The following is a 13995-nucleotide window of genomic DNA, read 5'->3' on the forward strand; positions in this document are numbered from 1 at the left end:
ACATGGGCAAGGCACTTCAGGGCGTGCGGATTCTCGACTTCACACATGTTCAGTCGGGACCGACCTGCACCCAGTTGCTCGCCTGGTTCGGCGCCGACGTCATCAAGGTCGAACGGCCGGGCGAGGGTGACATCACCCGCAGCCAGCTGCGCGACCTGCCGGACGCCGACAGCCTGTATTTCACCATGCTGAACCACAACAAGCGGTCCATCACCCTCGACACCAAGACGCCCAAGGGCAAGGAGGTGCTGGAGGCGCTGATCAAGACCTGCGACGTGATGGTCGAAAACTTCGCCCCCGGCGTGCTCGATCGCATGGGGTTCACCTGGGAGCGTATCCAGGAACTGAACCCCGCGATGATCGTCGCGTCGGTCAAGGGCTTCGGGCCCGGGCCGTTCGAGAACTGCAAGGTGTACGAGAACGTCGCCCAATGTGCGGGCGGCGCCGCCTCGACCACCGGTTTCGACGACGGCCCGCCCATGGTCACCGGCGCCCAGATCGGCGACAGCGGCACCGGCCTGCATCTGGCGCTCGGCATCGTCACCGCCCTCTACCAGCGCCGGGAGACCGGCCGTGGCCAGAAGGTGCTGGCCGCCATGCAGGACGCCGTGCTGAACCTGTGCCGCGTCAAGCTGCGCGACCAGCAGCGTCTGGCCAACGGTCCGATGAAGGAATACCCGCAATACCCGAACGGCGAGTTCGGCGACACGGTGCCGCGCGCCGGCAACGCGTCGGGCGGCGGCCAGCCGGGCTGGATCCTGAAGTGCAAGGGCTGGGAGACCGATCCCAACGCCTACATCTACTTCATCGCCCAGGCTCCGGTCTGGAAGTCGATCTGCAAGGTCATCGGCAAGGAAGAGTGGATCACCGATCCCGACTACGCCACCCCGGTGGCCCGCCTGCCACGCCTGATGAGCATCTTCGCCACCGTCGAGGAGTGGACCAAGACCCTGACCAAGTTCGAGGTCATGGACCTTCTCAACAAGTACGACATTCCCTGCGGCCCGATCCTGTCGATGAAGGAAATCGCCGAGGACAAGTCGCTCTACGAGACCGGCACGCTGGTCGAGGTGGAGCATCCGACCCGCGGCAGCTACCTGACGGTCGGCAACCCGATCAAGCTGTCCGACAGCCCGACGGAGGTCACCCGCTCTCCCCTGCTCGGCGAGCACACCGACGAAATCCTGCGCGACGTGCTGGGCTTCGGCGAGCGTGAAATCGTTGAAATCCGCGACAGCGGCGCCATCGGCGTCGTGGAGAGGCTGGCGGCGGAGTAACAGTCTCCGCCTTCTTCCCCAACCCACCCCGCTTCGGCGGAAGAGGGGTGGGGGAGGGCCGGCACCCAATGTTTGAAAAGCCTGCCGATTTTTAAAAACCCCGCTTCCGCTCTCCCCGACCGTCCCCTTCCCGGTCGCCTGAGAGCCGAAGCGGGCGCCGAAGCCCGGACTTTTAAAAATCCGCCGCCCGTCAGCCGAAGAATTTCCGGCTCCCCGCGGTCTCCAAAAGACAATTCCCGACTGGGACAGAGACGAAAACCATGAACATTCACGAATATCAGGCCAAGGATCTGCTGCGGGGGTACGGCGTCGCCGTTCCGCGCGGCGGCGTGGCCTTCACCCCGGAAGAGGCTGCATCGGTCGCCCGCGAACTCGGCGGTCCGGTCTGGGTGGTGAAGTCGCAGATCCATGCCGGTGGCCGCGGCGCCGGCCGCTTCCAGGACAATCCGGGCGGCAAGGGCGGCGTCCGCGTCGTCAAGTCGGTCGAGGAGGTCGCCTCCAACGCCGCCGAGATGCTCAATCGCGTCCTCGTGACCAAGCAGACCGGCCCGGCGGGCAAAGAGGTCAAGCGCCTCTATGTCGAGGAAGGTGCCGACATCAAGCGCGAGCTGTATCTCGGCCTGCTGACCGACCGTGGCACCGGCCGCGTCACCATCATCGCCTCAACCGAAGGCGGCATGGAGATCGAAGAGGTCGCCCACAACACGCCGGAGAAGATCGTCAAGGTCGCGGTCGACCCGGCCACCGGCATCCAGGGCTATCACACCCGCAAGGTCGCCTTCGCGCTGGGCCTGGAAGGCAAGCAGGTCGGCGCCGCCGCCAAATTCATCCAGGCCGCCTACAAGGCCTTCGTGGACCTGGACTGCGCCATCGTCGAGATCAACCCGCTGATCGTCACCGGCTCGGGCGACATCCTGGCGCTCGACGCCAAGATGAGCTTCGACGACAACGCGCTGTTCCGCCACAAGGACGTTGCCGCCTTGCGCGACGAGGCGGAAGAGGACCCGGCGGAGATCGAAGCCGCCAAGCACGAGCTGAACTACGTCAAGCTCGACGGCAACATCGGCTGCATGGTCAACGGCGCCGGCCTCGCCATGGCGACGATGGACATCATCAAGCTGTACGGTGCCGAGCCGGCCAACTTCCTCGATGTCGGCGGCGGCGCCACGAAGGAGCGCGTCACTGCGGCCTTCAAGCTGATCCTGTCCGACAGCGCGGTCGAAGGCATCCTGGTCAACATCTTCGGCGGCATCATGCGCTGCGACGTGATCGCCGAGGGCGTGGTCGCCGCGGCCCGCGACGTGAAGCTGCATGTGCCGCTGGTGGTCCGTCTGGAGGGCACCAACGTCGATCTGGGCAAGAAGATCCTGGCCGAGTCCGGCCTGTCGATCCTGTCCGCCGACAATCTGGACGACGCAGCCAAGAAGATCGTCGCCGCCGTGAAGAAGGAGGCCGCGTAACATGGCTGTTCTCGTCGACAAGAACACGAAGGTGATCTGCCAGGGCTTCACCGGAGCCCAGGGCACCTTCCACTCCGAGCAGGCCATCGCCTACGGCACCAAGATGGTCGGCGGCGTCACGCCGGGTAAGGGCGGGGCCAAGCACCTCGACCTGCCGATCTTCGACACCGTCGCCGAGGCGGTCGAGAAGACCGGCGCCAACGCCTCCGTGATCTACGTGCCGCCGCCCTTCGCCGCGGACGCGATCCTGGAAGCCATCGACGCCGAGATCCCGCTGGTGGTCTGCATCACCGAAGGCATCCCGGTGCTCGACATGGTCCGCGTCAAGCGTGCGCTCGCCGGTTCTGCGACCCGCCTGATCGGCCCGAACTGCCCCGGCATCATCACGCCGGACGAGTGCAAGATCGGCATCATGCCGGGCCACATCCACAAGCGCGGCAAGATCGGCATCGTCTCGCGCTCCGGCACGCTGACCTATGAGGCGGTGGCGCAGACCACGGCGGCCGGCCTCGGCCAGACCACCTGCATCGGCATCGGCGGCGACCCGGTCAACGGCACCAACTTCGTCGACAGCCTGGAGCTGTTCGTGAAGGACCCGGAGACCGAGGGCATCATCATGATCGGCGAGATCGGCGGCGACGCCGAAGTCCGCGGCGCCGAGTTCATCAAGGCCTCGGGCACCAGGAAGCCGGTCGTCGGCTTCATCGCCGGCCGCACGGCTCCTCCGGGCCGCCGCATGGGCCATGCCGGCGCGGTGATCTCCGGCGGCAACGACACCGCCGACTTCAAGATCGACTTCATGAAGTCGGTCGGCATCGCCGTCGCCGACAGCCCCGCCAGCCTGGGCTCTACCATGCAGGCGATTTTCAAAGGGTAACCGTTCCCCCGCGGGACCGCCGTCCGCGACGGTCCCGCGGCCTTAGCCAAGCCTTCTGTCACTCACGCCATCAGCCGCAACAGACAGGCGCAACCAACGCGCCGGACCCCGAGGGAGATGGGACATGAAAGCGCAAGCCCAAAACAGCATCCTGGCCCGCCGCATCATCCATGACGACCCCAGCGAGGGCGCCGCGGCCATCATCAAGACCGCGATCATCGAGACGCCGCGGGTGAAGAACGACAACGGCAAGGAGGCCAAGGCCGAGCGCGGCCAGGTGGTCCAGTCGCTGTGCCGCGCGCTGAACATCCTGACGATCCTCGGCTCCAACGACGGTCCGATGACGCTGACCGAGCTGTCGGAGGCCGCGAACCTGTCGCCCTCCACCACCCACCGCCTGCTGACGACCCTGCAGTACGAGCGCTATGTGCGCTTCGACCAGAGCGCGCGCGGCTGGGTGGTCGGCGTCCAGGCCTACATGACCGGCGCCAATTTCCTGAAGACCCGCAATCTGGTCGATGTCGCCCGTCCCCGCATGCGCCGCCTGATGGAGGAGAGCAGCGAGATCGTCAATCTGGCGGTCGAGGAGAATGGCGAGGCGCTCTATCTGGCCCGCGTCGGCGGTCCCCGCGCCGCCCAGGTCGCGGTTCCGCAGACCGACCGCACGCTGCTGCACTGCTCCGCCGTCGGCAAGGCGCTCTTGGCCGGCATGCCCGAGACCAAGGTGCAGACCATCGTGACCCAGCGCGGCATGCGCCAGTTCACCCGCAGCACCCTGTCGTCGCTGCCGGCGCTGTACCGCGACCTGACCCTGGTCCGCACCCGCGGCTATGCCCTGGACCAGGAGGAGCGGGTGTCCGGCCTGCGCTGTGTCGCCGCCCCGATCTTCGACGAGAATTCCCGTGTGATGGGCGCCCTGTCGCTGTCCGGCTCCAGCCGGCGCATCGAGGACGCGCGGCTGCGCGCCCTGGGCGAGATGGTCAAGCGCGCCGCTGCGGCGGTGACCCAGGAGCTGGGTGGCCGCGTGCCGGTTCCCAACTGACCCGTTCCTCGCACGGACAAAGAGACGCATAAAGCAAGAGAACGCCAAGAGCTGACGGCAGGTGGTGCACGTTGGCATTCCTCCCTGGCGCACTTCGGGCCGCATTCCTTACGGGATGCGGCCCTTTTTCTTGAGAAAAGAGCCGTTTCCACGGAATGGAAAAGCGGCTTTTTTCTCGGGAAAATCGGCGCAGCCCGTGCGATTGTCTGTCTTGGGAAAGGCGTTCCTTTCTCATCGGGCGGATGTGTTGTTTTGCATGTTCGCGCTTCTCTCGGAGACTGGCCGTGCTGTGTGCAGCACGGCCATTTTTTTGTCTTTTCCGCAGGACGAAATCGGATCCATCGCCGCGTGGACTGGCCGTCGGCCGCGACGACAGAGTGCCCCCAGACCTTTCATGAGAACAGGGCAGGGGAACGATCCGAATGGCAGACTCCAGACAGATGACGGCGATCGAGGTGAGCCAGCCCGGCAAGCCGGAGGTGCTGGTCCCGGCGCGCCGCCCGGTTCCCGATCCGGCGCCCGGCGAGATCCGCATTGCCGTCCAGGCCGCCGGCGTCAACCGGCCGGACGTGCTCCAGCGGCTCGGCAAGTACAACCCGCCGCCGGGCATCACCGACATCCCCGGCCTGGAGGTTGCCGGCACCGTCGATGCGCTGGGCGAGGGAGTCGAGGGCTGGCGCATCGGCGATCCGGTCTGCGCCCTGCTGGCCGGCGGCGGCTATGCCGAGTTTTGCGTGGTGCCGGCGGCGCAGTGCCTGCCGATCCCCGACGGCCTGTCGATGGCCGAGGCGGCGGCGCTGCCAGAAACCGTCTTCACCGTCTGGTCGAACGTGTTCGAGCGCGGCGCGCTCCAGCCCGGCGAGGCGCTGCTGGTCCATGGCGGCACGTCGGGCATCGGCACCACGGCGATCCAACTGGGGGCCGCCTTCGGCGCACGGGTCTTCGCCACCGCCCGCGGCGCCGAGAAATGCGCCGCCTGCGTCCGGCTCGGCGCCGAACGCGCCATCGACTACGCCGAGGAGGATTTCGTCGCGGTGGTCAAGGAGGCGACCGGCGGGGCCGGCGTCAATGTGGTGCTGGACATCGTCGGCGGCGATTACGTCGCCCGCAGCATCGACGCGCTGGCGGTCGAGGGCCGCTATGTCTGCATCGGCTTTGTCCGCGGCGCGACGGCCAATGTGAACTTCTTCCCCGTCATGACCAAGCGGCTGGTGCTGACCGGCTCGACCCTGCGGGCGCGTCCCATCGCCTACAAGCAGGCGGTGGCCGAGCAGCTGAAGGCGCGCGTCTGGCCGCTGGTCGCCGCCGGCACGGTCAAGCCGGTCGTCCACGAGGTCTTCCCGCTCGCACAGGCCGCCGACGCCCACCGGCTGATGGAGAGCAACCAGCATGTCGGCAAGCTGGTGCTGGCGGTGGGATGAACTGAAACTCTCTTCGGCTCAATCCAGCATCGGCAGCCCGGTCTCGATGCGGACCAGCGCGGCCAGCAGCGGGGCGCCGATGTCGCGGCGGACGAAGTTGCTGGCCTTCTCCGCCGCGTTGATCGCCAGCTGGAAGCTCCGGCGCCAGCGGTCGTCGTTGTAGAAGACCTTCTCCGCCTTGGCCCGCTGCGCCAGCAGGCCGGGCCGGCGGCCGGCGGCCTCGTCCACCAGCTTGTTCAGGCGGTTCATCAGGTCGTTGGCGACGGCCGGCTCGCCGCGCTTCATCGCCGCCTCGATCAGCTCGGCAAATGCCTCGCCGCGGGTGTCGATGTCCGCCACCTGTTCGGCGTAGGCGACCGCCATCCCCGCCTCGCCGCGCTTGGCGAGCCGTCCCAGCACCGCCGGGATCGTCCACGGATTCTCGTCCTGCACGGTGCTGAGCAGGCCCAGCGCCAGCTTCGGCTCACCGATGTCGGCCGCCGCCACCGCCAGTTCCGGCGGGCAGCAGTCGCCGCGGGTTTCCTTGAACTTGGAGAACTGCGTCTCGACCGTGTTGAGGAACAGGGTGCGGGCCTGCGCCTCCTTGCCGGCGCGCAGCAGCGTCTGGGCGACCAGCCCCAGCTCCCAGGCGCAATTGTGGCTGGAGGCGTAGCTCTTGGCCTCGTCGGCCAGCGCGTTGGTCAGGCCGCTGTCGCCGCGCCACGCCGCCGCCTTGGCGATGTCGGCGAGGTTGTAGATGCGGGTCGAGCAGTCGTTGATCTGCCGGGTGATGTCGAGCGCCAGCGGCGTCTGCCCCATCAGCGACAGGGCGCGGGCGACGAACAGATCCTGGCCCGAGCTGTCGGCGACGCCGCCGCGGCGGACCGCGCTGACGAAGGGCGCCATGATCTCCTTGGCGCGGCCGACATCGCCCAGCTGCTGGTAGGCGACGGCCAGCGACAGCCAGTCCCAGCGCGCCGCGTTGATCGGCGTCTCCACCGGCGGCAGCATCTCGCCGATGCGGTGGAGGAAGCACAGGCTGTTCAGCGCGTCGTTGCAGACCAGCGCGCGGATGCGCGAGCGGAATTCGTAGAAGTCGAAATCGCCGACGAACTGGTTGGTGACGAGCTGCACCGCCAGCGGGCTGTCGGGATATTTCGTCACGATGTCGTTGAACAGCTTGTCCGCCTCCTTCAGCAGGCGGCCCTCTTCGGCGACGTCATAGGTGTTGTCGGCCTGCCGGATCAGCTGCAAGGCCTGGACGAACAGGCGGTTGGCCGGGCCGGGGGTGCCGGAAGCCGGGTTGTCCGCCCCGCCTCCGTCCTGGTCCTGCGCCAGCACGGTCTGCTTCGCCCCGTCCTGCTGTCCAACCATATCCTGTACCGCCGCGTCCTGCGCCGATGCGGGACCGGCCGCGAACGCCGCCGGCAGGCTCAAGGCTGCGGCGACGGCGGCGGTGCGGAGAACGGCGAGGACACGGGATAGGGCGGGGGCCATGGCGGTCGGGGTTCAACCCTGGATGTTTGGGTTCGGGAGCAGACGGACGTAGCTGACGACGCGTTGGACGTTGGGCACCGAACGGGCGTGCTGGAGCGCACGGTCCAGCTCTTCCTGCGAACTGGCGACCCCCATCAGATAGACAACGCCATCGACGGTATCGATGCTGTAGTTCTGGCTATGAATATCCACATCGAAGGTGATGCGGCTGCGGATCTGGGTCGAAATCCAGGTGTCGCGCGCGGTGTCCATGATGCTGGACCCGTTGTCGATCTGAATTTCGTTGATGACCTCCTTGACGCCCTGCGCCTGCCAGGCAAGGCGCACCGCGTCGAGCCGCATCTGCGCGTCGGCGGCACGGCCGGTCAGCAGGACGCGGCCCTGGTCGACGGTCAGCCCGATGCGGTTGGTCAGGTCGATGGAATGCTGCAGCCACAGCGAATTGATGCGGGCACGGATTTCGGTGTCGCTGACGAAGCCGCCGAAACCGCGCTCCTGCGTCGCCACGACGGCGGTCCCGCCCGCGGCGCCCAGCACCAGCGGGCCGCAGCCGGCCAGCGAGACACCGGCGGTGCAGGCGAGTGCGAAGACTGTCCAAAGGCGGCTCGAACCCGTCACAGTGTGCCTCCTTTCGCCTGCATGTCCAGCGCCGGGCAGAATCGGCGCGCGGCCGGAAAAAGTCACGGCGGAACGGTCTTTGCAATGGGGAAATTCGAGGCTTTCACCAGTCATCGTCACTTTGTCCCGATGTGATGCACGGATGTTGCAGTCGCTGCGAGTGCGAAGGGATGTCCGCGAAGCACAGGTCGCCGCGACGTCTTCGCCAGTCTCACGGCGAAATCAGGCGAAAGCTGGGCTGGAAAGCACGCCGGCGATTTCACGGGCCAGGACGCGGGAAACCACCCGCCGGGCGGTCGCGTCGCGCAGGATTTTCTCGTCCCTGGGGTTGGAGAGGAAGCCGGTTTCCACCAGCACCGACGGCACGTCCGGCGCCTTCAGCACCGCGAAATTGGCCGCGCGCATCGGGTTTTCGAGCAGGCGTAGCTCCTTGCCCGCCCCCTCCACCAGAATCTGGCGGGCGGCCAGCGAGGCATGGCGGGTGTGGCGCGCCGTCAGGTCCATCAGGATGTCCTTGACGATCCGGCCGCCGCCGACCGCCCCCGGCTTGCCGAAGCGGTCGGCTTGGTTCTCCTGCTGGGCGAGGCGGGAGGCGAAGGAGTCCGATGCCTTCTCCGACAGGATGTAGGCGGACAGGCCGCGGGCATCGGCATTGGGGGCGCTGTCGGCGTGGATCGACACGAACAGGTCGGCCCCGGCCTCGCGCGTCAGCGCCACCCGGTCGTCCAGCGCCAGGAAGCGGTCGTCGCGCCGCGTCAGCCGGACGGCGACGCCATGCCGCTCCGCCAGGATGCGCGCCACGTCGCGGGCGATGTCCAGCGTCACCTCCTTCTCGAAGGTGCCGCGGGTGCCGATGGCGCCGGGATCGTTGCCGCCATGGCCGGGATCGAGCATCACCAGCCGCGACCGCGGCGACGTGCCGCCGGCCGGCTTGCGGTCGGGCCGCCGGCCCGACGCCTGGGCGCTGCCCGAGCCCAGAGGCTGGGCCAGCGCCAGACCGGCGGCGCCGACGGCGGTTAACCAAAGCTTGCTGAGCCCGAGCCCAAGCAGCTGTCGTCGATCCATGGCCAAAAATACCGTGCTGCAAAGGAGGGAAGGCATCGGCACCAAGCCGTGCCATCCGTTCATCTAGCCTGAATCATTAACCAATGCGGCGGCGCAAAAGTATTGTCAAGGCCGGCCAGATTACCGTTTCTGAATATTTGTGGGCATTCGGTAACCGGGGCAGACTTGACGTGCCGAGGATTCGACAGAGGTCATTGGTTGCTTGATGGCGAATTGAAAAAGCGCTAAAATTTTAGCGATCAGCTCGGGAGGTGTCGATGTTGAGGAAAGCACTGTTCAACATCATCCGGCAAGAGCAGCGCGATATCGAGGACAAGCTCGAACGCGAAGAGCAGCAGCAGAGTCCTGACGTCCGCCGGATCGTCGGCCTGCAACAGGAGGCCACCAGCCTGCGTCGTGAGTTGGAGCATTTCCACGACGTTTGACCCCGGCCGTCGGCTTTGGCCGACCGGGGTCTTTTGGGTGGGTCGCCACTGAATTCCGTGACCGATCGGTCGCGCCCCCTTCTCCGCAGGATCGCGGGGAAGGGGATTTTTGTTTCCGGGTCCTGTTTCCAGGGAAAAGGGCGAAACCCTGGCGCCTCACCCCAGCTTGGCGTATCCGCGTTCGATCACCCGCTCCGCGGCCTCGTACACCGCCAGCATCTGCTCGTAGGCTGCGCGCAGGCGGGCGAGGTCCGCGACGGCGGCAGCGTCCGGGTGCCGGGACTCCGACATCTTCAGGCCGGCACGGATATAGTCGGCACGCAGTTCCGCCACCCGCACCGCCATGCGCAGGAAGGAGTCGCGGTTGAGGTTCGGCAATTCGCGTCCGATGACCTCGCAGTTGGCCTCCAGGATCGCGGCGTCCATGTTTTCCAGGAAATGGCGGATGCGCTGGCTGCGGCTGCTGTCGGCGGCGTCCGCCGTCATCAGCTTGTCGACCTTGCCCTTGGTGTATTCACCGATGATCTTGCCGCCGGATGCCATGGGTGACTCCGTCTTCCTTCGCCGGCCGGTCCGGCCGCCGTCGCCGATTGTCGCACCGCCGGCCGGCCGATGCCAGAGCGGCGTGGACCGCCCGGCATCGGGGAGAATCGCGCCGGACGGCACAGCCATGTGCACACCCGCTCATGAAGCGGGTGCAACATCGCGGCGTTCGTGCTAGGGAAGCTTCCCCCTTTTCTTGCTGTTACGCCATGGTGGACGCGCGATGTCTGAGACCGGCTCCGACTATATCCTCACCGTTTCCTGCCCCGACACCGTCGGCATCGTCTTCGCGGTGTCCGGCTTCCTGGCGGAGCGGAGCTGCAACATCATCGACAGCGCACAGTTCGGCGACCGCATCTCCGGCCTGTTTTTCATGCGCGTCAGCTTCAACGGCAACCCGGCCGGACCGGGCAAGGCGCAGCTGGAGGCCGACTTCGCGGCGCAGGTGGCCGAGCGCTTCGGCATGACCTGGAAGATCCACGACGCCCGGCGCCGTCCGCGCGTGCTGATCATGGTGTCGAAGTTCGGCCACTGCCTGAACGACCTGCTGTACCGCTACCGCACCGGCTATCTGCCGATCGAGATTCCGGCCATCGTCTCCAACCACCGCGATTTCTATCAGCTGGCGGCGTGGCACAACATCCCGTTCCACCATCTGCCCGTCGGCTCCGACAACAAGGCGCAGCAGGAAGCCCGCCTGCTGGAGATCGTCGACGAGGAGAAAATCGACCTCGTGGTGCTCGCCCGCTACATGCAGGTGCTGTCCGGCGCGCTGTGCGAGCGGATGGCCGGCCGGGTGATCAACATCCACCACAGCTTCCTGCCCAGCTTCAAGGGCGCCAAGCCCTACCATCAGGCCCATGCGAGAGGCGTGAAGCTGATCGGCGCCACCGCGCACTATGTCACCTCCAACCTCGACGAAGGCCCGATCATCGAGCAGGAGGCGGAGCGTGTCGACCATACGATGACGCCCGACGACCTGGTGGCCATCGGGCGTGACATCGAGAACATCGTGCTGGCCCGTGCCGTCCGCTACCACGTGGAGCATCGTGTGCTGCTGAACGGCAACAAGACGGTGGTCTTCCGCTAGAGTGCGATCGGTTCAAGCGGAATCGTTTGAAGCGTGAATAGCACGTAAAACCAAAAGCTCAGAGTTTTTCTGGTGCTTCGATAAGCATCAGAAAAACTCTAAACCCTCCCGCGTGAAGCAGCGCCGCCCCTCAATGGGGCTGCGCCGTCTCGCGGGCGTCTTCCGGCTGCGGCATGAACACGGCGCGCGTGATCGCCTGTTCGATCTGGTCGCGGGTGAAGGGCTTCGGAATCACCGGGCCCAGATGCTCCAACCCGTGCTTGGCCAGATCGTCCGGGAAGGCGGTGACGAAGATCACCGGCAGGAACCGGCGGGCCCGCAGCTCGCGCGCCACTTCCAGCCCGTTGTCGCCGTCGGCCAGCCGGATGTCCATCAGGGCCAGCGTCGGCCGGTGCTCCGCCGCCAGCGACAGCGCCTCGTCCATCGTCGCCGCGTTGCCGCAGACGATATGGCCCATGCCGCGCACCGTCTCTGCCAGATCGTAGGCGATGATGGCGTCATCCTCGACGATCAGGATGGTGGCTGTCAGCCGGGCACGGACACGCTCGCGGGCGTGGCTCAGCCGTTCCACCGCGTCTTCCGGGGCAAGACCCAGCACGGCGGCAGCCTCACCGACAGGCAGATCCTCCAGGTTGACCAGCAGGTAGAGCCGGCGGTCGGTCTCCGCCAGCGTCATCAGCGCCGATTCCACCGGATGATAGGGCGCGACCGCGGGGGGCGAGCCGTCCTCGTCCTGCAGTTTGTGCAGATGGCGATAAAGCGTGCCGCGCGACGTGTCGTCGCCGCGGCCGCTCTCCGCCTCGTCCGCCTCCAGGTACCATTCCAGGGTGCGGGTCACCAAGGCGTCCCCCCGCCCGTTCGTCCCGGTCAGCGCGCGGGCGTAGCGGCGCAGGTAGGGCAAATGCTGCATGAAGTGACCGGTGTACTGCTCCATCTCTCTCCCCGTGCCTTTCTGCGGCGCGTGTTCCTGGCATCCACCCGATGTGCCGTTTCCGGAATTCCGGATACGGCCGGTGCAACTCGATCTCTCCCGGGCGCCTGTTCCCGGTCCGCATGTCCGGCGCTGAAATCCGGCGACCTGACCGCCTGGGCGGCCCTGCCGAAGATCACGACGCCATCGCCGCTGCTTCGATCAGCAGACTGACTCATCCCGAGCTGCAGCGGTGGAGTTCATATGGCGCAGTCCGCGGCCTAACGGGAGTGAACTCGAAAGATTTATTCGAGATACCGACAATGGGTTACTCAGCCTGAATAGTATGAAGCAAGGCCAGCCAGGGCACGGCGGGCCTTGCGTGCGGCCTATGACCGGCAGGCATAGGGAATGCCGGAGGGGCGGACTTAACCGTTCGGAAAGGCTTACAAGCCCACTCTGTCTTTGCCCTCCGGCATCGGTCTTTCCGCTGCCGTGCGAGGGCGAGGCGAGTGTTCCCGATCCTCGTGCGCGCCGGCCAACCCCCAGGCCGGCGCGTTTTTCTTTTCCGCCAAGGCAGCGATTGGAATCGCCGACTGTCCTGCTCGGGAACCAACCATCAGCGGTGGCGTTGAGATTGGCATGGTGTGATTCCTCCCTGAACCGCCAATCCTAATCGCCGCCGGGCGCCGCCGCGACATCACGCGGGTGGCGTCGGCGGCGAACTTTTATCTGTCAAGATAACGGCCATGTCGCCGCTTCGCTTCCGTCAATCGGGGACTTTCACAAGCCGGCACTTGCAACGCGTTTAATCCAACGTTAAGGACATCGGCACACGGTTGGGGCATGGCGTCTTTGGGCGCACCCTGCCGTTTCAAGGCCGGCGGACCTGTGCCGGCCGGGGTATCGCGTGGGCTGCCGCATCGGGTCCGGGTTTGTGCATGGAAGACCAAGAGTTGGATCGGTCCCTGATGGACGGCATTCCGCCGGATGAGCTGGCCGACTTCGCCCGGTGGCGGGAGCGCGTGCGCGGCACGAACATTTCCGAGAAGACGCTGCTGGCGACCGACTATCTCAATCACTTCAACGAAATCGTGATGCTGATCGAGATGATCCCGGACATGCCGGACATGCTGGAGGAATGCCGCATCTGGCAGCCCAAAAGCTATGCCGAGCATTTCCGCGACAGCGGCTTCTCCGACAAGGAACTGGCGATCGAGGCCTACGGCCATGTGCCGTCCAAGTTCCTCCGTCCCTTCGAGGACACCATCGCCCAGGCCCATCAGGTGATCGCCCACACGCTGGAGCGGATCGGCACCGACATCGACAGCGGCGATCCCGACAAGCTGCGGATGGACTGCCAGACCTCCGTCGCGATGATCCACCGCATCATCCAGATCGCCAACGGCATTATCCACGGCACCGCTCACGTGATGGAGCAGGGCGAGATCGATCTTTACCTGCAGAACGGCTGACGATCGGTACGCCGACCCGTACTTTCGTTCCAGATCATGCGTCTTACCAACGAAAAACTGGCCTTTTCAGTCACTTGTCCCGGCACGAATGGCGATTGATGGTGCACCCACCATTCGTTCGTTGCATGGCTCACTTGCTCCCCCTGGCACTATAGTCGGATCATAAAAGACAAGACGGAGGCGTGTTCATGCGTCCTCTGCGGGGGGAGATGGAGCATTGCCCATGAAGGGATGCGCATTCGCGCCGGCCGATGGCATGGCCGTGTCTGAACCGCGCGTGTGGCGGCCGGGTCCGCCCACCGATCACGCCGGCCCC

Annotated in this window: 13 protein-coding genes; 8 read left to right on the forward strand and 5 right to left on the reverse strand. The window is 66.2% G+C overall.

Annotated features, from left to right (window positions below; genetic code table 11):
• Nucleotides 1-2 precede the first annotated feature (2 nt).
• From frc to ABNQ39_RS23020, 5 genes are all read left to right on the forward strand, one after another.
• Nucleotides 3-1277: a formyl-CoA transferase gene (frc, locus tag ABNQ39_RS23000; RefSeq protein ID WP_376960878.1), complete on the forward strand. Its 1275-nt coding sequence runs from the start codon at nucleotides 3-5 to the stop codon at nucleotides 1275-1277.
• A 260-nt stretch (nucleotides 1278-1537) separates the two neighbouring features.
• A complete protein-coding gene (gene sucC / locus ABNQ39_RS23005) occupies nucleotides 1538-2737 on the forward strand; it encodes an ADP-forming succinate--CoA ligase subunit beta (protein ID WP_376960880.1) in 1200 nt (399 codons plus the stop codon).
• Nucleotide 2738: 1 nt separating this feature from the next.
• Nucleotides 2739-3614, forward strand: coding sequence for a succinate--CoA ligase subunit alpha (gene sucD / locus ABNQ39_RS23010; protein WP_376960882.1), 876 nt, complete (start codon nucleotides 2739-2741; stop codon nucleotides 3612-3614).
• A gap of 124 nt (nucleotides 3615-3738) precedes the next feature.
• Nucleotides 3739-4656, forward strand: coding sequence for an IclR family transcriptional regulator (locus tag ABNQ39_RS23015; protein WP_109050104.1), 918 nt, complete (start codon nucleotides 3739-3741; stop codon nucleotides 4654-4656).
• A 422-nt stretch (nucleotides 4657-5078) separates the two neighbouring features.
• Nucleotides 5079-6077: an NAD(P)H-quinone oxidoreductase gene (locus ABNQ39_RS23020; protein ID WP_376960884.1), complete on the forward strand. Its 999-nt coding sequence runs from the start codon at nucleotides 5079-5081 to the stop codon at nucleotides 6075-6077.
• A gap of 18 nt (nucleotides 6078-6095) precedes the next feature.
• Here the strand turns inward: ABNQ39_RS23020 and ABNQ39_RS23025 are convergent, their stop codons facing one another.
• From ABNQ39_RS23025 to ABNQ39_RS23035, 3 genes are all read right to left on the reverse strand, one after another.
• Complete coding sequence (locus ABNQ39_RS23025) at nucleotides 6096-7553, reverse strand: hypothetical protein (protein WP_376960886.1); 1458 nt, start codon at nucleotides 7551-7553, stop codon at nucleotides 6096-6098.
• A 12-nt stretch (nucleotides 7554-7565) separates the two neighbouring features.
• Nucleotides 7566-8171, reverse strand: a complete 606-nt coding sequence (locus ABNQ39_RS23030) for a BON domain-containing protein (protein ID WP_376960888.1) — start codon at nucleotides 8169-8171, stop codon at nucleotides 7566-7568.
• Between the two features lie 222 nt (nucleotides 8172-8393).
• Nucleotides 8394-9236, reverse strand: a complete 843-nt coding sequence (locus ABNQ39_RS23035; RefSeq protein WP_376960890.1) for an N-acetylmuramoyl-L-alanine amidase family protein — start codon at nucleotides 9234-9236, stop codon at nucleotides 8394-8396.
• A gap of 257 nt (nucleotides 9237-9493) precedes the next feature.
• Between ABNQ39_RS23035 and ABNQ39_RS23040 the strand changes: the two genes are divergently transcribed.
• Nucleotides 9494-9661 carry a hypothetical protein gene (locus ABNQ39_RS23040; protein WP_199235334.1) on the forward strand — a complete coding sequence of 56 codons (168 nt, stop codon included), beginning with the start codon at nucleotides 9494-9496 and terminating at the stop codon, nucleotides 9659-9661.
• A 156-nt stretch (nucleotides 9662-9817) separates the two neighbouring features.
• Here ABNQ39_RS23040 and ABNQ39_RS23045 read toward each other — a convergent pair whose 3' ends face one another.
• Nucleotides 9818-10204, reverse strand: coding sequence for a hypothetical protein (locus ABNQ39_RS23045; RefSeq protein WP_109449699.1), 387 nt, complete (start codon nucleotides 10202-10204; stop codon nucleotides 9818-9820).
• 223 nt (nucleotides 10205-10427) lie between these two features.
• On the opposite strand from ABNQ39_RS23045, the gene purU reads away from it, so the two are divergent.
• Nucleotides 10428-11294, forward strand: a complete 867-nt coding sequence (gene purU / locus ABNQ39_RS23050; RefSeq protein WP_098737504.1) for a formyltetrahydrofolate deformylase — start codon at nucleotides 10428-10430, stop codon at nucleotides 11292-11294.
• Nucleotides 11295-11424: 130 nt separating this feature from the next.
• On the opposite strand, the gene ABNQ39_RS23055 is transcribed toward purU, so the two are convergent.
• Nucleotides 11425-12228: a response regulator gene (locus ABNQ39_RS23055; RefSeq protein ID WP_098737505.1), complete on the reverse strand. Its 804-nt coding sequence runs from the start codon at nucleotides 12226-12228 to the stop codon at nucleotides 11425-11427.
• A gap of 947 nt (nucleotides 12229-13175) precedes the next feature.
• On the opposite strand from ABNQ39_RS23055, the gene ABNQ39_RS23060 reads away from it, so the two are divergent.
• Nucleotides 13176-13679, forward strand: coding sequence for a hypothetical protein (locus tag ABNQ39_RS23060; protein WP_376962661.1), 504 nt, complete (start codon nucleotides 13176-13178; stop codon nucleotides 13677-13679).
• The last annotated feature ends 316 nt before the right edge of the window (nucleotides 13680-13995 follow it).

This window comes from Azospirillum sp. A26, from assembly GCF_042604635.1.
Lineage (GTDB): Bacteria > Pseudomonadota > Alphaproteobacteria > Azospirillales > Azospirillaceae > Azospirillum > Azospirillum palustre.

Excerpts from the sequence above, each read along its gene's own strand:
- sucC (WP_376960880.1), top strand. The coding sequence starts at position 1,538 with ATGAACATTCACGAATATCAGGCCAAGGATCTGCTGCGGGGGTACGGC.
- ABNQ39_RS23020 (WP_376960884.1), top strand. The coding sequence starts at position 5,079 with ATGGCAGACTCCAGACAGATGACGGCGATCGAGGTGAGCCAGCCCGGC.
- purU (WP_098737504.1), top strand. The coding sequence starts at position 10,428 with ATGTCTGAGACCGGCTCCGACTATATCCTCACCGTTTCCTGCCCCGAC.
- ABNQ39_RS23045 (WP_109449699.1), bottom strand. The coding sequence starts at position 10,204 with ATGGCATCCGGCGGCAAGATCATCGGTGAATACACCAAGGGCAAGGTC.
- ABNQ39_RS23040 (WP_199235334.1), top strand. The coding sequence starts at position 9,494 with ATGTTGAGGAAAGCACTGTTCAACATCATCCGGCAAGAGCAGCGCGAT.
- frc (WP_376960878.1), top strand. The coding sequence starts at position 3 with ATGGGCAAGGCACTTCAGGGCGTGCGGATTCTCGACTTCACACATGTT.
- sucD (WP_376960882.1), top strand. The coding sequence starts at position 2,739 with ATGGCTGTTCTCGTCGACAAGAACACGAAGGTGATCTGCCAGGGCTTC.
- ABNQ39_RS23025 (WP_376960886.1), bottom strand. The coding sequence starts at position 7,553 with ATGGCCCCCGCCCTATCCCGTGTCCTCGCCGTTCTCCGCACCGCCGCC.
- ABNQ39_RS23055 (WP_098737505.1), bottom strand. The coding sequence starts at position 12,228 with ATGGAGCAGTACACCGGTCACTTCATGCAGCATTTGCCCTACCTGCGC.
- ABNQ39_RS23035 (WP_376960890.1), bottom strand. The coding sequence starts at position 9,236 with ATGGATCGACGACAGCTGCTTGGGCTCGGGCTCAGCAAGCTTTGGTTA.
- ABNQ39_RS23015 (WP_109050104.1), top strand. The coding sequence starts at position 3,739 with ATGAAAGCGCAAGCCCAAAACAGCATCCTGGCCCGCCGCATCATCCAT.
- ABNQ39_RS23060 (WP_376962661.1), top strand. The coding sequence starts at position 13,176 with ATGGACGGCATTCCGCCGGATGAGCTGGCCGACTTCGCCCGGTGGCGG.